4 protein-coding genes are annotated in these 22,805 nt (G+C 67.0%); all 4 read right to left on the bottom strand.

Features of this window, described 5'->3' with window-relative positions:
- Positions 1-5: 5 nt before the first annotated feature.
- The 4 genes from ACSFBF_RS14925 to ACSFBF_RS14910 are packed head-to-tail and all read right to left on the bottom strand — an operon-like array spanning position 6 to position 22,797.
- Complete coding sequence (locus ACSFBF_RS14925) at positions 6-4,040, bottom strand: amino acid adenylation domain-containing protein (protein WP_435468195.1); 4,035 nt, start codon at positions 4,038-4,040, stop codon at positions 6-8.
- 52 nt (positions 4,041-4,092) lie between these two features.
- Complete coding sequence (locus ACSFBF_RS14920; protein ID WP_435468193.1) at positions 4,093-7,278, bottom strand: non-ribosomal peptide synthetase; 3,186 nt, start codon at positions 7,276-7,278, stop codon at positions 4,093-4,095.
- 4 nt (positions 7,279-7,282) lie between these two features.
- Entirely contained in the window at positions 7,283-16,315 is a 9,033-nt protein-coding gene (locus ACSFBF_RS14915; RefSeq protein ID WP_435468191.1) for an amino acid adenylation domain-containing protein, read from the bottom strand.
- Positions 16,315-22,797: an amino acid adenylation domain-containing protein gene (locus tag ACSFBF_RS14910; protein WP_435468189.1), complete on the bottom strand. Its 6,483-nt coding sequence runs from the start codon at positions 22,795-22,797 to the stop codon at positions 16,315-16,317. Before ACSFBF_RS14910 ends, ACSFBF_RS14915 begins: the two co-directional genes overlap by 1 nt.
- Positions 22,798-22,805: the final 8 nt, after the last annotated feature.

Here is a 22,805-nt window from a genome sequence, read left to right as displayed (position 1 = left end):
ATCCGTCAGCGCGCGCCCGCTGTCTCCCTGCGCTGCGCATCGCACATGGCCGCATGCAGATGGCTCAACATCGCAGCGTTGCGCACGATGCCCTGATGGTCGGCATCCACTTCGACTGAAGCACGCGCTTCGCCGTCGAACTGCGACAGGAGCGCGGTCTTCTCTGCAGCCGCTCTCCCCTTCTTCCACCAGAAATGCGGCGCCACGTTCAAGCGCGGGAATGCGGCGATCTTTTCCGTGATCGCGTTCATGCGCCGGGTTGCAACGATCCCCTGGACGATGTCGGCCGTCTTCATGCTCATGCCGGCCGCAGCCACGATTTCTTCGACAGCCTCGCACACGGTCTCGTCCGATCCCGAGCGGATCGGTTCGAACCTGTCGAGCATCGCGTCGACGGCTTCGCGGCCCATGCTGCCGTTCGCGGTGTCCAGAACGAAGTCCCTGAAATCCTGGTACCAGCCATCCGGATCGAAGCTCTCGTCCAGCAGGAAGCTGTCGACCATGCCGAGGAAGGCGACCTCCACGCCCTCCTGCTCCAGCAGGCTGGCGACATGCACAGCAACAACCGCTCCCAGTGACCAGCCGACGATGCCAACGGCACCCTGCAGCCTCGTCTTGCGGATGAGATCGACGTAGTACCGGGCCATCTGCCCGATGGATTCCAGCCCGGTGATGTCGTCCGTGTAGCTCAGGCCGTAGACGGCACGCGAGTCTTCCAGGTAGCGCGCCATCGGCCGATAGTCGACCGGGTGTCGCAGCCCGGGCGGCACGCAGAAGAGCGGCATTGCTTCTGCCGGCCCGGCATATGCGTTCAGCAACTGAACGGGCTGCGGAGTCGCTCCGATCTCCAGCTGTGCAACCAGCCTGGCGATCGTCTGTTTCTGAAGCAGGTCCTGCAGGGTGATCTTCACACCCACCGCACGGGACTTGTTGATCCTGGCCAGCAGCCTGAGCGCGACAAGGGAATCCCCACCGAGCTCGAAGAAGTTGTCGTGGCGTCCCACGTGCGGCACACCCAGCACCTGCCCCCAGATCGCCGCCAGCGCGCCCTCCACCAGCCCCTGTGGCTCTTCGCCTGCCCGGGCCTCGCCGAACTCCGGCGCCGGCAACGCCTTGCGGTCGACCTTGCCATTGGCGTTCAGCGGCAATGTATCCAGCACCACCAGCGCCGCCGGCACCATGTAGTCCGGCAGCGTCCCGGCAAGACGTTCACGCAACACGGTTGTCTCGATGGCCTGCCCGGCGTGGGCAGAGACATAGCCCACCAGTCGGGCTCCGCTTGCGGCATCTCGTGCCACCACCACCGCTTCGCGCACTTCGGGCTGCGCCAGGAGTTGCGCCTCGATCTCGCCGAGCTCGATGCGGAAGCCCCGCACCTTCACCTGGTGATCGATGCGCCCCAGGTACTCCAGTTGGCCTTCTGCGTTCCAGCGCACGAGGTCGCCCGTGCGGTACAGCCGGGCTCCATCTTCCGCCGCAATAAAGCGTTCTGCGGTAAGGCCTGCCCTGTTGAGATAGCCGCGCGCAAGGTTGACCCCGCCCAGGTACAACTCTCCCGCCGCTCCTGCAGCTACCTGGTTGAGTTGCGCATCCAGCACATACGCCTGGGTGTCGCTGATGGGTCGTCCGATCGGCACCTGGCTGCGCCCGTCGTCCCGGCAGGTCCAGTGCGTCACGTCGATCGCTGCCTCGGTCGGGCCATAGAGATTGCAGAGCACTGCCTGCGGCAGCCGCCTGAACACTTCGTTCTGTGCTTCGGCCGACAGGGCCTCGCCACTGCACACAATGCGCCGCAGACTGGTGCAGGCCTCGATGCCCTCGTGGGCCAAGAAGGCCTGCAGCATCGAGGGCACGAAGTGCAGGATCGTGACCCGGTGCTGCCCGATCAAAGTTCGCAAACGTGCCGGGTCGCGGTGGTCGCCCGGAAGAGCAACCGCCAGGCGGGCGCCAAACATCAAGGGCCAGAGAAACTCCCATACCGACACGTCGAAGCTGAAGGGAGTCTTCTGCAGCACCGTGTCGTTGGCGCCGAGTGCGTAGGCTTGCTGCATCCAGGCAAGGCGGTTGTACAAGGCGTCGTGACGGTTGGCTGCGCCCTTCGGCTTGCCGGTGGAGCCGGAGGTGTAGATGACGTAGGCGAGGTTCTCGCCGCTCAACGCAATCTGCGGATCGGCCTCGGATTCAGCGCCGATGTTCAGCATGTCGAACGACAGCACCTGCACAGCCTCGGTGCCCGGCACGGCGAGATGGCCCTGCGTCAGAACCAGCCCGATGCCGCTGTCGGCCACCATGTAGGCCAGCCGCTCCGCCGGGTACTCCGGGTCCAGCGGCACGTACGCACCGCCTGCCTTCAGGATCGCCAGGATCCCCACCACCATCTCGATGGAGCGCTCCACCGCGATACCCACCTTCGCCTCGGGCCTTACGCCAAGGCCAATCAGATGGTGTGCGAGGCGGTTCGCCCTCGCGTTGAGCTGCGCGTAGCTCAGCGTCTCTTCGCCGAAGCTCAAGGCCGGCGCATCCGGAGTTCGTTGAACTTGCCGTTCGATCAGCCGATGCACCGGCGTTGCGTTTTCATGGCGCTGCGTGTTCACACCCCACGCCACGAGTTGCGCGCGCTCCGCCGCGCTGCAAAGATCCACACCCGAAAAGGCCTGCCCCGGATCGACCGTCAATGCCTCGAGCAGGCGCACGTACCAGCCTGCCAGCCGCGCCACGGTCGCCTCGCCGAAAAGGCCCGTGTTGTATTCGATCTGCGCGTGCGCCCGCGTCGGTTCGATGAAGAAATCCAACGACAGGTCGAACTTGGCACTCGCATTGCGAGCACCGATCTCCTCCGTGCGCGCGTCACCGAACGCGAGGCCGGCAGCGCTGTCGCCCATCTGCACGCCGAACATCACCTGGAACAACGGATTGCGCGACGCGTCGCGCTTCACGTTGCGGCTGGCCAGCAGCGCCTTGAGGGGAAGGTCCGCATGCTCCAGCGCGGACAACGAATCGCGCCGCACCCGTCGGCAGATTTCGAGCAACGTGGCGCGCGGCTCCAGCCGCGCGCGAAACACCTGGGTCGTGATGAAAAACCCCACCAGATCGCGTACCTCATCGCGATGACGACCGGCATTGGCCACGCCGACGGCAAAGTCGTTCTGGCCGCTGTACCAGCCCAGCAGCATCTGCCACGTCGCGAGCAGGACCACGAAGGGCGTGCACTTTTCCGCGCGGCAGAACTTCTGCAACGCCATTGCGAGTGCGGGCTCCAGCTCGAAGCGATGCACGGCGCCGTTGAAGGTCTGCCGCGAGGAACGAACCCCGTCCAGTGGCAGTTCCAGCGGCGGCACATCGGCCCCCAGATGCGTGTTCCAGTAGTTCAGCTGCGTCGCCAGGGCTTCACCCTGCAAGCGTTCCCGCTGCCACAGTGCGTAGTCGGCATACTGAACCGGCAAGGCCGGCAACCGAACGCCCGCGCCCGCGGCCAATGCCAGGCGGTAGGCCGAAGCAAGGTCCGCCGCGAGGATGGGGTTGGACCAGGCATCCGACACGATGTGATGCAGGCAGACCGCCAGCACATGCTCTTCGTCCGACAGCCGGATCAACCTCGCCACCAGTGCAGGCGCGGCGCCGAGGTCGAACACGTGCAGGGCCGTCTCGCTCGCCAGCGCATCGACACGCGCCTGTCGCACGGCCCCGGACTCCAGGGACAGGTCGAACCGCTCCAGCACGAACGCCACGTCCCGCACCATCTGCTGCATGGGAACGCCGTCTTTCTCGAGGAAGCGGGTACGCAGGATGCCGTGGCGATCGATCACGGCCTGGAACGCCCGCTCGAGCGCATCCGCATCCAGCGGGCCCTGCAGGCGGAGCATCCTCGGCAGGTTGTAGGCCGTCAGCCCCGGCTCCAGGCTCTGCAGGAACCAGAGCTGCTCCTGCGCATGCGACAACGGCACCTCGTCGCCGTTCGACACGCGATGGCGGATTTCGTCGTCGTCCTCCGCCCATTCGTCTTCTGCCGAAATCCGCTGCGCCGCATGGGTGCTGTTCATCACTGTTCCATCCTGCATATCAAACCGATCCTGTGTCCTTGCAAGCCGGCATTCACCCGGCAACCGCATCCTTGAGGCGAGCTTTCTCGTGCGTGTGCGCCAACGCTTCCATTCGCTCGACGTCCTGCCCTTCCAGCGCGCGAAGCGCCGCCGCCAGCGTGGCGACGGTGGGATGGTCGAACACCAGCCCCGGCGCAATATCGAGTCGCAGCAGCTTGCGGATGCGCGCCACCAGCTTGATCACGAGCAGCGAATGCCCGCCCAGTTCGAAGAAGTCGTCTTCCACGCCGATAACGTCGCGCTGAACGAGGCTGGCCATGCACTGCGCCAGCACCGATTCGAGCGCGTCGCGCGGGGCCGTTGCCACCGGCTTCCGGTCATCGACCCTTGCTGCGGACAGCAACGACTGGCGGTCGATTTTTCCGTTCGGCAGTCGCGCGAACTCCGCAACGAAGGTGCAGCGTGCGGGCACCATGTGCGCGGGCAGCAGCATGCCCAGCCGCCCGGTCAGCGCCGAACGGTCGGCCTCCGATGCGAGCACCTCGTCTGCCACGACGAAGGCCCGGAGTTCGGCGTCGCCTCCACCACCCGGCACCGCCAGCACCACGGCCTGCCGTACGCCGGGTTGCGACAGCAACACCGCCTCCACCTCGGCCGGCTCGACACGAAAGCCCCGGATCTTGATCTGGTCGTCAGCCCGCCCTGCCAGGCGAATGCCCCCCTCGGGCAGCACGCAAGCCAGGTCGCCCGTGCGGTAGAGCTTTTGCCCCGGCTGGAATGGATCGGCCACGAAAGCGCCTTCCACCTCCCGGTTCAGATAGCCGCGGCACAGCTGCGCACCGCCGACATACACCGCTCCCAGCGCACCGCTCGGCACCACGTGCAAGGCCTCATCCAGTACATGGATGCGGTTGTTCGCCAGCACGCGCGACAGCGGCAGCACCGAAGACGCGGCCCCGTCTGCCGGCACACGATGCACCATCACACCCACCGTCGTTTCCGTGGGGCCGTAGTGGTTGTAGACCACGGTCTCCGGTGCAAGCCGGGCGATGCGCTCGACGAGCGAGCGCGGCGCGGCCTCGCCGCCCAGCACCAGCGTGCCGGGCAGCTTCGGTGCATCGTCCTCGAGCAAGGCCTCCAGATGGGAGGGCACCATCTTGAGTGCGTCGATCCGACGCTCGCGCATGAAGCCCGCGAAAGCGCGTGCGTCCTTCACGTCGCCGGGGCCCGCCACGACGAGGCAAGCGCCGTTGTGGAACGCACCGAAGAGCGCCGTGTTGCCCAGGTCCGCAACGACTGAGCTGGTGAGCGCCCAGCGACGGCAGCGACCCAAGTCCATGGCCGACGACACCGCCGCCACGTAATTGAGCAATTGCCCCTGCTCGATGACCACGCCCTTGGGCGTTCCCGTCGAACCCGAGGTGTAGAGCACATAGGCCAGGTCCCGCATCGCAGACTGGTGTGCCGGTGCGCTGTCGGCAACACCGTCTAGATCCATCTCACTCAGCGATGCCTGCCGCCACGGCGCATCGCCGGGCGAAGCCGACCCGATGGCATGGAGCACGAGCGACGGCACGGCGTCTTCCAGCACGGCCTGGCGGCGTGCAGCGGGCCACTCAGGGTCCAGCGGCAGGTAGCCCGCCCCGATGCGCCAGCTAGCGAACATCGCCACCAGCAAGTCGGCCGACCGCGGAAGGTTGAGCGCCACCAGCGTTCCGGCCGTGGCGCCCCGGGCCTGCAGCCAGTGCGCCATCTGGTTGATTCGCGCATCGAATTCGCGATAGCTCAGAAGCACATCGCCTGCCTCCAGCGCGGGCGCGTCCGGCGTCGTCTGCGCCCAGCCGGCGACCTGTTCGGCCAGCGTGAGGGTTCCGAAATCCGCCTCCTCGCCACGGGCTGCGAGCAACAGCAATTCGCGCTCGCGCGAACCGACCAGCGCGAGGCTGCCAACCGGCGCGCGAGGCTGCGCCACGGCATCTTCGAGCAACGTGCCGTACTGCCACAGCAACCGCTCCACGGCCTGCGGTGAATAGCGCGATGCGTCCGCATGCACGGACAGCGTGAACGCGTGCCCGGCCTGGCCGACCTGCAGGGCCAGTTCAAAACAAGGCTGCGGCCCGGGTGCGGTGTCCACACACCAAGCCATGGCGCCGTGCGACCGCACCGGCGCCTCGTCGAAACCGAAGCCCACGTCGAGGTGCGCGGAGATCGGCGGCGCGTCGATCGCCCAGTACTCCTGTGCCTCGGTATGCGCCTCGACCGTTTTGCCCAGGCGCCCGATCCAGTCGGAGAAACGCTCTTCAGGCGCAACGTCCACGACCACGGGCAAGATCTTCTCGAAAACGCCCACTGCTCCCTGCATCACTTCGTAGTTGCGCCGGCAATCGTTCTGCCAGCCGGCAACGAACGGCCGGTGACCCGTCAGCCGGGCCAGGAGCAGCCACCAAACGGCCTGCAGCAGCAAGTCGGTGCCGCACCCGAGTTGCCCGGCCACGCCCTGCATGCGGGCGGCGAGCGCCGCATCAAGAGGAAGGGCGAGGCTGATGCGAGTCGGTGTGCCTTCGCACTCTCCGTCCACCCGGGTGTTCAGGCGCGGTGCCTGCGGCATGTCGGCGCGGTCGATGTAGGCATGCCAGTAGCCACGCCCGTCGGCCGCTTCGTCGTCGCTGTCGAGGTCCTGGCGCCATTCGACGAACTGCGCGTACTGGAAGACCTCGTCTGCATCGACGGCCTGCCCTGTTAGGTAAGCCGTGGCAATCTGATCCAGCAAGCCCTGCAGGCTGCCCTTGTCCGCGGCGAGCACGCTGGCAACCAACACGAGCTTGTGCCGTGTTTCTCCGAGCCGGGCGATTCCGATGCGCAGCAGCGCGCCACTCGCGACATCCAGCGGCTCTTCCGTGCACACGGCGATCCAGTCGGCCAGCGCGGCCGCGCTGTCGGCGTTGCCGCGAAGGTCGATTTTTTTAAAGCCCGGCGCGGCCACCGTATCGAGTGCCTGTTGCCGCAGGCCCCGGAAGCCGGGAACCTGCAACACAGCCGAGCGCAGGGCCACATGGGTCTGCACCACCGACTGCACCGCAGCCTGCAGGCGCGCCGCATCGAGCTCGCCGTCGAGATCGGCCAGCAGCACGAGCTTGGGCGCGCCGGTCGCGGCCTGTTCCCCATGCTGGGCCCAGATGGCACGCTGCTCCGGACTGAGCGGCAAAGCGGAACTCGTGGTTTCAAGGATGGCAGCCATGGCTTCAACCCTCGGACACAACGGGTTGCTGGGCAGCGCCGCCCACCTTCGCATCCGCTGCGGAAGCTTGCGCAAGCGCAGCGCGGTCGAACATCGCGCCCATGGCGACCACGATCTTGCGCGGCCCCTCGTACGGGTCCCGCGCGTGTGCCGCGAGCATGTTGTCGAGCATCACCACATCGCCCTGACGCCAGTCGAAGCGCACGGCGCAAGCCTCGTAGGCACGGCCGACGATCGCCATCGTCTCGTCATCGATCGGCGTACCGTCGCCATAGGTCACGTGCCGCGGCAGGCGATCCAGTCCACCGGCCATGACCAGCAGGTCTTCGCGCACGTCCGCCTCCAGGCAACTCACGTGGTGCAGCTGGATCTGGTTGAAGAAAACACGCTCGCCCGTGACTGGGTGCGTGATCACCGCCGGGCAACGGGTACGGGTCTGCAGGGTTTCCTCGTCCAGCCAGCGCCAGGCGGTGCCGGCCAGTGCGAGACGCGCCTCGACCTCCGCCTTGCTGTCGGTCTTGAAGAAGTCCTGCCAGCTCACATCGAACCGGGGCACGAAGGTGCGCACGTACAGCAGTTCCTTGCGCTCGAACTCGGCCACCATGTCGGCCGGCAGGTGGCGCAGCATCTCGCGGCAATCGACGATGGGCGTGGCGCCGCCCACGGGCGAAGGCTGCTCGCAGAAGAACCACTGCTTGCGCGGCCAGCGGTCGAGGTGCGAACTCTCGTTGTGATACAGGATCATCTGGCGCTCGGGGTACGGCGTCGAGCGATAGGTGTTGCGCCCGCCTTCCTTCTTCGGCAGATCGCCGTAGCCGCCGTAGAGCTCGGGCTCGATCACTTCTGCAAAAGCCTCGAATTCCTGCGGCGTACGCAGGCCGAAATTGCGCAGCAGAATGCCGCCGTGCTTGCGCAGGCTGGCCTCGATGTAGTCACGCTGTTCCCGGGCCCATGCCACCGCGTCGATGTCGCTGCTCGTGGCCTCGATGACCAACGGGAAAGCCCGTTGGTCCGACAGGAAGGACGTGCGCACGAGCGAGCGCGGTGCCGCCTGGATGTCGCGGTCTTTGTCCGCGAATTTCTTGAGCTTCTGCAGTTTGCCCAGCGCAGGCGAAGTAGATGACATGATTTTTCTTTCCGGGTTGGATTGAATGACGAAACTCTCCAGCACGCCCTTGGGTGTCGCGACAACCTGCTGCAGGAGATCGCGCCACGCGGCAGATGCGCGTTCGATGGTTTCGCGCAGGTACAGGCTGGAGGCAAAGGTCCACTCGGCCCGCAGGCCGCTTTCGTTCTCGCTCACGAAGACCGCGAGATCGAACTTCGATGTAGTCACGGGTTTCGCGATCGGCTCGATGACGACGCCCGGGATCTCGAAGCGTTCTTCGGGCATGTTCTGCATGACGAACAGCACCTGCACCAGCGGGTTGTGCTGGCGGCTGCGGGGCGCGCCGACCAGCTCGACGATCTGGTCGAAAGGCACGTCCTGGTGCTCGAAGGCCGACAGCGTGCTCTCCTTGACCGTCGAGAGCCACTGCACGAATGGCAGCGCGGGCAAGAGCCGGGAACGCAGCGGCACCACGCTGACAAAGAAGCCGATCAGGTCTTCGAGCGCCGGATGGTCACGCCCTGCAACGTCGGTGCCGACCACCAGGTCGTCCGATGCGGCCTGCCGGTGCAGCACGAGCAGGACGGCCGACAGCAGCAGCACGTAGAGCGAAGTCTTCTGCTCCCGCGCCAGGCCCTGCAGCGCCTGCGCGAGTTCGCGCCCGATGTCGATGCCGACCGTGTCGCCCGCCACCGAAGCCACGGGGGGCCGGGTGCGATCGGGTTTGAGTGTGGAAACGGCGGGGGCGGCATCGAGGTAGTCGCGCCAGAAGGCGGTGTCTTGCGCAAGGTTCTGCGCGAGCTTGCGGTGGTGCCAATCTGCGTAGTCCGCGTACTGGATCGCGAGCGGTGCAAGGGGCGAAGCCCGTCCCTCCCGCAGCGCTGCATACAGGGCCATGAAGTCCTGGATGAAGACGGCTTCCGACCAACCGTCAAACACGATGTGATGCACGCACAGCAGCAGCACATGCTCCTCGGGCTGCAAGCGCAGCACGGCCGCCGCGAAGGCTGGGCGGGTGGTCAGGTCGAACGCAGTGCCCGCATGCGCGGCGAGCGCGTCGTTCATCGCTGCCTCCCGGAACTCGCCCGACAAGTGCGAAATATCCGTCAACGGAACGACGAGGTCGCTCTCTGGCGCGATGCGCGCCACCGGATCTCCGTCGTCGTTCTCGGGGAAGCAGGTCCGCAGCACTTCGTGTCGCTGCACGATGGCATCGAGCGTGGCCCGGACCAGATCGACATCGAGTGCTCCCGACAACCGCAGCGCCGCTGAAATGTTGTAGGCCGAGTGCTTGCCGGTCGATCCGTCCGACAGCCGGTTCACCAGCCACAAGCGCTGTTGCGCAGGCGAGAGCTTCATGTCGGCCACACGCTCGACCGGTTGCAGCACCGGTGCCCGGCTGGACAACGGGGTGCCGTGCCTCGTCTGCCGGGCGACATTCGCGAGGTCGCGAAGCACCGGGTGCTCGAATATCTTGCGCAACGGCAACTCGAAGCCGCCGTCGACGCGCGCCCTCGACGCAAGTTGTGCGGCCAGCAGGGAGTGCCCGCCGAGCTCGAAGAAGCTGTCATGCCGCCCCACGCGTGCGACGCCCAGCACCTCGACCCAGATCGCGGCCAGCTTTTGTTCCACCTCGCCCTCGGGCGCCTCGTATGCACGGTCACTCGTGAACTCTGCCTCCGGCAGTGCCTTGCGATCGACCTTGCCGTTGCTGTTCAAGGGCAGGCGGTCGAGCACGACGATGGCGGCCGGCACCATGTAGTCGGGCAACACCACCGCGAGCCGGTCGCGCAGCATCGCCGTCTCCATCGCCGTCCCCATCGCTTGTTCCGCCTGCAATGCGATGTAGGCGACCAGGGATGCGCCACTCGCGCTTTCGCGCGCCACCACCACGGCCTCGCGCACTTCGGGCTGCGCCAGCAGCTGCGCCTCGATCTCCCCCAGCTCGATGCGGAAGCCCCGCACCTTCACCTGGTGGTCGATGCGGCCCAGGTACTCCAGCTGCCCCTCGGCGTTCCAGCGCACCAGGTCGCCCGTGCGGTACAGCCGCTGACCGTCTTTCGCCGCAATGAAGCGCTCGGACGTCAGGCCCGCGCGCTGGAAGTAGCCGCGCGCCAGGCCGATACCGCCCAGGAACAGTTCGCCTGGCACACCTACCGGTGTCGGGTTCAGGAATCCGTCCAGCACGTGGAGCGTTGTGGCCGCAATCGGTCCGCCGATGCGAGGCCTGCCGCGAACCTCGACCGCCGTCGACCAGATGGTCGTTTCGGTGGGGCCGTACATGTTCCAGAGCTCGACACCGATCGCCCGCAGGTCTTCTGCAAGGTCCTCCTGCAGCGCTTCTCCACCGCACAGGCCCTTGAAGTTCGCAAGCCGGCCACCATTCCATCCGGTGGCCCGCAAAAGCCGCCAGCCCGCGGGCGTGGACTGAAGCACCGTGGCGCCGCAGTCATCCATCAGTTTCCCGAGCGCACTGCCGCTTCGCACCACATCCCTCGATGCCAGCACGAGGCGCGCGCCGCTGAGCAACGGCAGATACAGCTCCAGGGCCGCGATGTCGAACGACAGGGACGTGACCGCGACCAGCACGTCGTCCTGCGTCATGCCGGGTGCGTCTTTCATGCTCAGCATGAAGTGGCTGAGCGACAGGTGCCGCACCATCACGCCCTTCGGTTTTCCCGTGGAGCCGGAGGTGTAGATGACGTAGGCCAGGTTCTCGCCGCCGAGCGCGACCTGCGGGTCCGCATCGGAATGGCCACCGGTGTCCAGCGTGTCCAGCGCCAGCACCTGCAGCGCCTCGGTGCCCGGCACCAGGGCTCTCAGGTGGCTCTGCGTGAGCAGCAGCGCGATGCCGCTGTCGGCCACCATGTAGGCCAACCGGTCCACCGGGTACTCCGGGTCCAGCGGCACATATGCACCGCCAGCCTTCAGGATCGCGAGGACGCCGACCACCATGTCGATGGAGCGCTCCACCGCAATCCCCACCTTCGTCTCCGGCTTCACGCCCAGGGCGATCAGATGGTGCGCGAGGCGGTTGGCTCGCACATTGAGTTCGCCGTAGCTCAGCATCTCGTCGCCGAAGACCAGCGCCACAGCGTCGCGATGTGCCGCGACCTGACGCTCGATCAGCCGATGCACCGGCACGTCTCCTGCATACCGCACGGAGTTTTCACCCCACGCGGCAAGCTGGCGCTGCTCGCCATCGGACATCACCCCGAGTTCGCAGACCGGCCAGTCGGGCTGCAGCGACAGGCCCTGTACGACGGCCTCGACAGCGGCAACCATTAGCCCGCACACGCGCCCGGCATCCACGGCCTCGTGAATCTGCGCGACCAACCCGAAGCCCTCGCCCAGGTCGTCCACCGACATCTCGATCGGGTAGTTGGTGCGCTCCCTGCTGCCGAGAACCTCCATGCCCTCCCAGAGCGGGCCCTTCTGCGCCGCCTTGCCCTGCTGCGCGCCGTAGCGGTAGTTCAGCAGCGCCGTGAACAGTGGCATCCGCTCCGGCAGTCCGCTGCAGCGCTGGGCCAGCGACAGGCTGGCGTATTCGTGATGCATCAGCTCGATCAGCGCCGCATGCGTCTGGCGCACGCACGCCTGCACGCCTTGCGTTCCCAGCCGAACGCGCACGGGCAGCGTGTTGATGAACATGCCCAGCGCCCGGTCGGCATTCGCGCCGCCCTGCATGCGGCCGAACAGCACGGTGCCGAACACCACGTCGTCCCTGCCCGTGGTCTTGCTCAGCACCAGCGCCCAGGCCAGGTGGAACAGCGCCGCGGCGCTCACGCCATGTCTCTGCGCCTGGCGCCTGACCTGCGATGCGAGTTGGCCATCCAGCGCGAGCGAGGTTTCCCGCACGCGGGTGCCATCGCCTTGCACGTCGAGCAGGCCGAAGGGCGCTGTCGGCTCCTCCACATCGGCGAGCATCCGGCTGAAGAAGGCCTTGTGCTCGGCCTGGCTCACGTCCAGCCTGGCCTGCCCGACGAAGCGCCGGAACGGCACGGGTGTCGACAGCTTGGCCTTTCGCCCTTGCTGGATCAGCGCGATTTCCTCGACGACCAGCTCCAGCGTGGTGTGGTCCACCACCAGGTGATGGTTCGCCAGTTGAAGAAGCCAGCGGCCGTTGTCTGTGTCGTGAGCCGCAATGGCCCTGAGCATCGGCGCCTTGCGCACGTCGATGCGGTAGCGGGCCGGGTCGACGTGCGCATCGAGCCGCACGGCCGCGCTCGCACCGCCCGGCCCGGCATCTGCCAGCCACTGGAGCTCGAGCAACGCCTTGCGATGCACCACCTGCACCGGCTCGGGCAGGTCTTCCCACATCACGGCCGTTCGCAGGATGTCATGGCGTGCGATCACTTCGTTGAAGCTGGCGACGAAATGCTCGAGTCTTTCGCGGCTCTCGAAACTCAGGCGGTTCAGCGTGATGTACGCATCGCCCTCGGTCTGCAGCATGTGGTGGAAGAGCATTCCCTCCTGCATCGGCACCAGCGGATAGATGTCTTGTATGTTGGCAGCCCCGCCCGGAACCGCCGCCTCGATGCGCGCGATCTGCCGCGCATCCAGCGCCAACAGCGTCAGCATCTCTGGCTGGATCGCCCGGCAATCCGCCGGAATTCCGTTGGGCGGAACAATCACTTCCCGCCGCACCGGCTCCTGCGCCAGCGCCTGCGCGAAGGCGCCGAGCCGGGGCTGCTGGAACAGCGTGCGCACCTGTGCCGCCCAGCCTTGGGCGCGCATGCGCTCCAACAGCCGCAGCGCCAGCAGCGAATGGCCGCCGAGTTCGAAGAAGCTGTCCTGCCGCCCCACGCGCGCCACGCCCAGCACCTCGGCCCAGATCGCCGCGAGCTTCTCTTCCACCTCGCCCTCGGGCGCTTCGTACGCCTGCTCGCTCGTGAATTCCGCGGCCGGCAGCGCCTTGCGGTCTACCTTCCCGTTCGTGTTGAGCGGCAATCCTTCCAGCACGACGATTGCCGCGGGGACCATGTAGTCGGGCAGCGCCTGACCCAGTTGCTCCTTCAGCTGCGCAACGTCGATCGCGTGGCCGGCATGCGGCGATACGTAACCCACCAGCCTCGTGCCGGCGGGGCCTTCGTCGGCCACCACCACCGCCTCGCGCACTTCGGGCAGCGCCAGCAGCTGCGCCTCGATCTCCCCCAGCTCGATGCGGAAGCCCCGCACCTTCACCTGGTGGTCGATGCGGCCCAGGTACTCCAGTTGGCCCTCGTTGTTCCACCGCACCAGGTCGCCCGTGCGGTACAGCCGCTCTCCGCTCGCTCCGGCGACGAAGCGTTCCGACGTCAGGCTGGCCCTGTGCAGATAGCCGCGCGCGAGGCCGGCGCCGAAGACATGCAACTCGCCGGCCACGCCGACCGGCACCGGGTTCAGATGCGCATCGAGTACCCGCAGCCCGAGGTCCGGAATGGCAAGGCCGACCGGACTGCGCTGCCGGCCCAGGTCCGCCTTCGTGATCCGGCGGTAGGTCACATGCACCGTCGTCTCGGTGATCCCGTACATGTTGACCAGCTGCGGGCTTTCGTCTCCATGGTGTTCAATCCACTGGCGCAGCCGCTGCGGGTCCAGGGCCTCTCCGCCGAAGATCACCGCGCGCAGCGCCAGGCGCTCCTGGCCAGCCTCGTAGGCCTGCGGCAGGCTGATCAACTGGCCGAACGCCGAAGGCGTCTGGTTGAGCACCGTCACCTGCTGCGCCCGCAGCAGTTGCAGGAAGTCTTCGGGCGACCGGCTGACCCAGAACGGCACGATGACCAGCTTGCCGCCGGTGCACAGCGCGCCGAAGATTTCCCACACCGAGAAATCGAAGGCATAGGAATGGAAAAGGGTCCAGGTGTCTTGCCGGCCGAACCGGAACCAGCCATCGGTTGCGCCGAGCAGCCGCGTCACGTTGCGATGGCTCATCTGCGCGCCCTTGGGCCTGCCGGTGGAGCCCGAGGTGTAGATCACGTAGGCGAGGTTCTCGCCGTGCAGCGTGACCTGCGGGTCGCTTGCGGGCTGTGCGTCCAGGTCCAGCGTGTCGAGCGCCAGCACGCGCAATCCCTCGGCACCCGGCACCTGCGACTGCAGATGGCTTTGCGTCAGCAGCAGCGCAACGCCGCTGTCCTGCGCCATGTAGGCCAGCCGCTCCGCGGGGTACTCCGGGTCCATCGGAACATAAGCGCCGCCGGCCTTGAGGATGCCCAGCAGACCCACCACCGTCTCCATGGAACGCTCCACCGCGATCCCCACCTTCGTCTCCGCCTTGACGCCCAGCGCGATCAGGTGGTGCGCAAGACGATTGGCCCTGGCATTGAGTTCGCCGTAGCTCAGCATCTCGTCGCCGAACACCAGCGCTGCCGCTTCGGGCTGCTCCGCGGCCTGCCGCTCGATCAGCCGGTGCACCGGCGTCGCATCCGGAAAGCTTTGCGTATTGGCGCCCCAGGCCGCGAGCTGCGTGCGTTCGGCTTCGCTCAACAACGCCACCTCGCCCACGGCCTGTTCGGGGTGGTCCGCCAGTGCCTGCAGCACCGCAAGGTAATGGCCGGCCATGCGCTCGATGGTCGAGGCATCGAACAGCTCCGCCGCATAGCTGAACTTCGCATGCAGCCGGCCGTCGGGGCTCTCGTCGGTGACCAGCATCAGCTCGAACTGCGCGGCCTGGGCGCCCAGGTCGTAGGGCTCCAGCGCAAGCCCCGGCAACCCCTCCAGCCCCGAGAAATCCGCGCGCTGATGATTGAACAGCACCTGGAACAGCGGCTGGATTCCCGGAATGCGCTCGGGCTGCAGTGCCTCGACCAATTGCTCGAATGGCAGGTCCTGGTGCATCTGCGCGCCCAGTGCCGCCTCGTGCGCCTGTGCCAGCACCTGCAGCAGGCTGGTGCGGTTGTCCACCACGGCGCGCAGCACCTGCGTGTTGACGAAAAAGCCGACGACGCCTTCAGTCTCCACACGATGGCGATTCGCAATCGGCACGCCCACGCGAATGTCTTGCTGGCCGCTGTGGCGACCGAGCAGCACCTGGAAGCCGGCCAGCAGCACCATGAACACCGTGCCCCCCTGGCTCCGGGCCCGCTTCTGCAGGCCTTGAACCAGCGACACGGGCAACTCGACCCGATAGGCGGCCGCGCCATAGCGGGCATCGGGCCTTCGGGCGCGGTCGAGCGGCAGTTGCAGCACCGGCTGCGTCTCGCCGAGCTGCGTCTTCCAGTAGGCGAGTTGGCGCTCCTGTTCGCCGGCTTCCAGCCAGTGCCGCTGCCACACGGCGTAGTCGGCGTACTGGATCGGCATTGCCTGCAACGCCACCGCTTCGTGCTGCACGCAGGCGCGGTACTGCGCCACAAACTCGTCCACGATGATCTGCAGCGACCCGCCGTCCGAGACGATGTGGTGCATCACCAGCACCAGCACGTGCGCCTCGGGCGCCAGGCGGATCAGCGCCACCCTCATCAGCGGTCCTTGCGTCAGGTCGAAGGGCGTGTTGCCGATGCGGTGCGCTGCTTCGCGGGCCATCGCCTCGCGGGCGTCGGGGTCTGCCAGGCTCAGATCGAGCAGCGAGAAGTCGAGTTCGCCGTCTTCGCGAATCACCTGCTCGGCGAGCCCGTCGGCATCGGCGCGAAACACCGTGCGCAACGATTCGTGGCGCGCCACCAAGGCCTTGAAGCTCGTGCGTACCGCGTCCACGTCCAGTGCGCCCGTGAGCTTGAGCGCGTCGCTGATGTGATAGGCCGTGCTCTGCGGATCGAGCTGCCAAAGGAACCACTGGCGCTGCTGCGCGTAGGAGACATGGCAGCGGTCCTGCGCCGCGTCTTCGCGCGGGAGGATGGGAAACTGGTCGAGCGTCAGGCCCTTGGAACGGATCCCCTCGTACACCACGCGGCGCTGCTCGGTCGACAACCGGGAGAAGCGCTCGGCGATGCGACGGGTTGCTGTGGTTTCCATCAAACGGTCTCCATGCTGTCGATCAGCGAATCGATTTCTGAAAGGGCCTGAACCACGGGGCTGTCCCGAAGGGCCTCGGCGATCCGGGCGGCCATGGCGGCCAGGGTCGGGTACTGGAAGACGTCGCGGATCGTGAGTTCGCTTTGCATGGCGGCATGAAGGCGCGCCACGAGCCGCGCGGAAAGCAGCGAGTGCCCGCCAAGCTCGAAGAAGTTGTCGTTGCGGCCCACGCGCTCGACACCCAGCACCTCCGCCCAGATGGCGGCGAGCTTCTCTTCGGTCTCGCCCTGTGGCGCTTCGTACGCATTGCCTGCCGAGAACTCCGGCGCCGGCAGTGCCTTGCGATCCACCTTGCCGTTCGCGTTCAGCGGCAGTGCGTCGAGCACCACCAGCACCGCGGGCACCATGTAGTCGGGCAGCGCCTCGCCGAGACGCTCGCGCAGTACGGCGGTGTCGATGTCTTGTCCCGACACGTAGCCCACCAGCCGCGTACCCGCAGGGCCATCGTTCGCAACGACCACGGTTTCGCGCACCTCCGGCTGCGCCAGCAACCCTGCCTCGATCTCGCCCAGCTCGATGCGGAAGCCCCGCACCTTCACCTGGTGGTCGATGCGGCCCAGGTACTCCAGTTGGCCCTCCGCGTTCCAGCGCACCAGATCGCCCGTGCGGTACAGCCGCTCTCCATCTTCTGCCGCGATGAATCTTTCCGCCGTCAGGCCCTCGCGGTTCAGGTAACCGCGTGCCAACCCGGCACCCGAGACATACAGCTCGCCCGCCACGCCCAACGGCACCGGGTTGAGCTGCCCGTCGAGCACCCGAAGCCCCAGGTCCGGGATTGCGATGCCCACCGGACTGCGCGCTTCGCCAACGTCCGCAGCGGTGATGCGCCGCCAGGTCACGTGCACCGTGGTCTCGGTGATGCCGTACATGTTGATCAGCTGCGGGCTGTCGTCGCCGTGGTGCTCGATCCACCCGCGCAGGCGCTGCGGGTCCAGCGCTTCGCCGCCGAAGATCACCGTGCGAAGCGCCAGGCCGCCTTCATGGGCCTGGGGCAGACTGGTCAGCTGGCCGAAGGCCGAGGGCGTCTGGTTGAGCACCGTGACGCGCTCCTTGCGCAGCAGCTGCAGGAAGTCTTCGGGCGAGCGGCTCACCCAGAACGGCACGACCACCAGCTTGCCACCGGTGCACAGCGCGCCGAAGATTTCCCACACGGAGAAGTCGAAGGCGTAGGAGTGGAACATCGTCCAGACGTCGTCCGCGCCGAAGCCGAACCATGCATCGGTGGCGCTCAGCAGGCGACTCACGTTGCGGTGGCACAGCTGCGCACCCTTGGGGCGGCCGGTGGAGCCAGAGGTATAGATGACGTAGGCGAGGTTCTCGCCGTGCAGTTCGACCTGCGGATCGTGGGATGGCTCTTCGGACAGGTCGAGCGTGTCGAGCGCCAGCAGCTGCAGCGCTTCGGTGTCGGGCACCTGCAGATGGCTCTGCGTGAGCAGCAGGGCGATGCCGCTGTCGCCGACCATGTAGGCCAGCCGGTCGGCCGGATATTCCGGGTCCAGCGGCACGTAGGCACCACCGGCCTTCAGGATCGCAAGAATGCCCACCATCATCTCGATGGAGCGTTCCACCGCAATGCCCACCTTGGTCTCGGGCCGCACGCCCAAGGCGATCAGCCGGTGTGCGAGGCGGTTGGCCTGTGCGTTGAGTTCCGCGTAGCTCAGCGTCTGTTCGCCGAAGGACAGCGCAGGCGCTTCGGGATGCGCACGAACCTGCTTCTCGATCAGCCGATGAATCGGCTCACTCGTTGCAGTCGCCTGCTTGCGCGCGCCCCATGCGGCCAGCTGCGCATGCTCGGCTTCGCCCAGCAATGCCACGTCGCCCACCGGCTGTTCGGGGTGATCGGCCAGGGCGGACAGCACCGCAAGGTAGTGGCCCGCCATGCGCTCGATGGTCTGCGGTTCGAACAGCTCCGCCGCGTAGCGCAGATTCACCCGCACACGACCGTCGTCACTCTCGCTGGTTTCCAGCGTCAGTTCGAACTGAGCAGCCTGCGCACCCAGGTCGCACTCGGTCAGCGTGAGTCCGGGCAGGTTCTGCAGCGCCTTCAGGTCGCCACGCTGGTGATTGAACATGACCTGGAACAGCGGGCTGGTGCTCAGGCTGCGCTCGGGCTGCAGCGCTTCCACCAGTTGCTCGAACGGCAGGTCCTGGTGGGCCTGCGCGCCGAGCGCGGCCTCCTTGGCGCGCATCAGCACCTGCTTCAGGCTCTCGCGGCCGTCGAGCACGTTGCGCAGCACCTGCGTGTTGACGAAGAAGCCGATCACGCTTTCGGTTTCGGCGCGGTGGCGGTTGGCAATCGGCACGCCCACGCGAATGTCGGGCTCGCCGGTGTAGCGGCTGAGCAGTACCTGAAAGCCCGCGAGCAAGCCCATGAACAGCGTCGCGCCCTGGCCCTGCAGGCGCCGGTGCAGCCGCTGCACGAGGTCGCCCGGCAGTTCGAATCCATGCCGCACCGCGCTGTATCGGCCGTCGGCCTTTCTTGCGTGGTCGGTGGGCAGTTGCAGCACGGGCTGCTCGGTGCCGATGTGCTGCGTCCAGTACGCCAGCTGGCGGTCGCGCTCGCCGGCTTCGAGCCAGTCGCGCTGCCATGCGGCGTAGTCGGCGTACTGGATCGGCAATGGAGGGAGCGCCGTGACCGTGCCCTGCACGTGTGCGCTGTACTGCGCCACGAATTCGTCGACGATGACCTGCATCGACCAGCCGTCGGACACGATGTGATGCATCACCACGACGAGCATGTGCTCCTCGGGCGCCAGGCGGATCAGGCCTACGCGCAGCAGCGGGCCTTCGCCCAGGTCGAAGGGCGTGTGGCTCAGGCGCAGGGCTTCTTCCCTGCTGCGCGCTTCGCGTTCCTGCCCGGTGTGCAGCGCCGCGAGATCGACCATGGCGATGTCTAGCGGTCCGGCTTCGCGGATGAGTTGCCGGGCCAGGCCTTGCGCGTCAGAGCGGAACACGGTGCGCAGGGACTCGTGGCGCTGCACCAGCGCTTCGAAGCTCGCGCGCACGGCCTCTACATCGAGCTTGCCTTCCAGCTTCAGTGCGCCGCTGATGTGGTACGCGGTGCTTGCGGGATCGAGCTGCCACAGGAACCACTGGCGCGTCTGCGCGTGGGATAGCGCAAGGGTGTCGGCGCGCTGTGTTGTCGTCAGTACGGGAATTGCCGGCGCTTGCGAAGCGTGATCGATCCTGATGGCATGGGCGATACGCGACAGGCTCTGGTGTTCAAAAACCTGTCGGGGATTCAGTTGCACGCCGGCCCTGGCAGCGCGCGCCGCCACCTTGAGGCTGAGGATGGAGTCGCCGCCGAGTTCGAAGAAGTTGTCGTTGCGGCCCACGCGGGCGACGCCCAGCACCTCGACCCAGATGGCTGCGAGCGCTTGTTCGACTTCGCCCTCCGGTGCTTCATACGCCCTATCGCTCGTGAACTCCGGTGCTGGCAGTGCCTTGCGGTCTACCTTGCCGTTGGCGTTCAGTGGCAGTGCATCGAGCACCACGATGACGCTGGGCACCATGTAGTCGGGCAGTGCTTCTGCGAGGCGCTCTCGCAGCGTGGCGGTATCGACTCCTTGCCCTGAGACGTAGCCCACGAGCCTCGCTCCTGCCGGGCCTTCGTTGGCAACGACCACCGCTTCGCGCACTTCGGGCTGCGCCTGCAACTGCGCCTCGATCTCCCCCAGCTCGATGCGGAAGCCCCGCACCTTCACCTGGTGGTCGATGCGACCCAGGTACTCCAGCTGCCCTTCGTTGTTCCAGCGCACCAGGTCGCCCGTGCGGTACAGCCTGCTTCCGTTGGCCGCTGCGATGAAGCGCTCCGCCGTCAGCCCTGGTCGCTTCAGGTAGCCCCGTGCCAGATTGATGCCCCCCAGGTACAGCTCGCCCGCCACGCCCACCGGCACTTCGTTCAGGCTTGCGTCCAGCACATACGCCTGCGTGTCGCTGATCGGCCGGCCGATCGGCACTTGCGTGCTGCCGTCGTCCCGGCATGTCCACTGCGTCACGTGGATCGTCGTCTCCGTCGGGCCGTACAGGTTCTGCAGCGTGGCGCCGCTCAGGCGCTGCAGCGCTTCCCTCTGCGTGGCCGCAGGCATGGCTTCGCCGCCGCAGATGATGTGCTTGAGCTTGGTCGTTGCCTCGATGCCCTCGTACGCCAGGAAGGCCTGCAGCATCGAGGGCACGAAGTTCAGCGTCGTGATCTGGTGCTTCTGGATCAGTTCGACCAGACGCACCGGGTCGCGGTGATCGCCCGGGTTGGCGATGACCAGTCGGGCACCCGAGGTCAGAGGCCAGAACATCTCCCAGACCGACACGTCGAAGCCGAAGGGAGCTTTGTGCAGGACCGTATCTGCGCCTGCGAGGGTGTAGAACTCCTGCATCCAGGCCATGCAGCTGAACAGGGCTTGATGGCGGATGGCTGCGCCCTTGGGGCGGCCGGTTGAACCGGAGGTGTAGATGACGTAGGCGAGGTGTTCACCGTGCAGGCTGACTTGCGGATCGGCATCGGACTCGAATGACGTATCGAGGGTGTCGAGCTCCAGCACCTGCAATGCGTCGGCACCCGGGATCAGCGAACGCAGGTGGCTCTGGGTCAGCAGCAATGCGATGCCGCTGTCCTCGACCATGTAGGAGAGACGGTCTGCGGGGTATTCGGGGTCCAGGGGCACGTAGGCACCGCCTGCCTTGAGCACGGCGAGGATGCCCACCATCATCTCTGTCGAGCGCTCCACGCAGATGCCCACCAGCGCATCGGGGCCTACGCCCGAGGCGATCAGGCGGTGGGCAAGCCGGTTCGCTCGGGCATTGAGCTCGGCATAGCTCAGGGCTTCGTTGCCGAAGACCAAAGCGGGCGCCTGCGGCTTGAGCTTCGCGTGCGCCTCGATCTGGCGGTGCACGGGCTGTGCACCTTCGTGGCGGCGCGGGTTCTCGCTCCATGCCGCGAGCTGCGCCCGCTCCGCCGCACCCACCAGCGCCACGTCGCCCACTGCCAGCTCAGGCTGGGCAGTCAATGCCTCCAGCACCGCCACGTAGTGCCCCGTCATCCGCTCGACCGTCTCCCGATCGAACAGCTCCGCCGCGTAGAGAAAGGTCGCATCGACCCGGCCGTCTTCAAGCTCCAGTGTCTGCAGCGTCAGCTCGAACTGCGCGTCCTCTTCCTCGAAGTCCAGCCGCTGCACCGACACGCCCGGCCATTCGGCCAGCGAGCGATGGTCGCGCCGCACGTGGTTGAACATCACCTGGAACAACGGGTTCGCACTCAGGCTGCGTTCGGGCCGCAGTGCACCGACCAGCTGTTCGAACGGCAGATCCTGATGGGTCTGCGCGCCGATGGCCGTGTCGCGCGTCTGCACCAGCAATTCGGCCAGCGTCGTGCGTGCGCCGATTTGCGAGCGCAGCACCTGCGTGTTGACGAAGAAGCCCACGACGCCCACCGTCTCCGCCCGGTTGCGGTTGGCAATGGGCACGCCGACGCGCGCATCGGTCTGCCCTGTGTGCCGGAACAGCAGCGCATTGAAGCCAGCCAGCAGTGCCATGAACAAGGTAGCGCCCTGCCCCTGTGCCTGCTGGCGCAGCCGCGCGACGGTGTCGACCGGCAGCGCGATGGTGACGCGCGCCGAGCCGTAGCGGCCATCGGCGTTGCGCGGGCGGTCGGTGTGCAGCGAGATCACCGGCTGCTCGGTGCCCAGGTGATCGCGCCACCATGCGAGCTGACGTTCGCCCTCGCCGCCGTCGAGCCACTGGTTCTGCCAGACGGCGTAGTCGGCGTACTGCACCGGCAGCGCGGGCTGCAGCGCAGAGCGCCCCTGCACGCGCGCGGCGTACTGCGCGGCGAGTTCGTCCAGCGTGAGTTGCACGGACCAGCCGTCCGACACGATGTGGTGCATCACGACCAGCAGCTGATGCGTTTGCGCGCCGGTCTTCAGCAGCACGGTGCGCATCAGCGGACCGCGCGTGAAGTCGAAGGGCTCGGTGCGAATGCTGCGCACCTCATGCTGGATGGCCATCTCGCGCGCGCCGGTATCCAGCGTGCTGAGGTCGATGCACGGCAGTTCAACCGTCAAGGCCTCAAGAATGACCTGCTCCGCCTCGCCGTCGCCTTCCTCGCGGAACACGGTGCGCAGCGATTCGTGGCGGTCGACCAGCGCCTGCATGCTCGCGCGCAGGGCCTCGGTGTCCAGCTGCCCAGTGAGCACCAGGCCGCCGCTCAGGTGATAGGCCGTGCGGGCTGGGTCCAGCTTCCACAAAAACCACTGCCGGCGCTGGGCAAAAGACAGCGGCGCCCGGTCCTTCCGCGGGCGCGGGGGAATGGCGCTCTCGGCCTCGCGCGTGCCGGCCACGCTCGCACCGCGCAGTCTTTCCTTCAGCCTGGCGCGTTGTTCGGCGCTCAGGCTGGCGCGGCGTGCGGAGATATCCTGGATTTCGGGCATGACGGTGC

It is taken from the genome of Variovorax nivicola, assembly GCF_051216475.1.
Classification (GTDB): Bacteria; Pseudomonadota; Gammaproteobacteria; order Burkholderiales; family Burkholderiaceae_C; genus Variovorax.
Note: the sequence above shows the minus strand (reverse complement) of the source record. Positions and strands in the feature narration are given on the sequence as shown.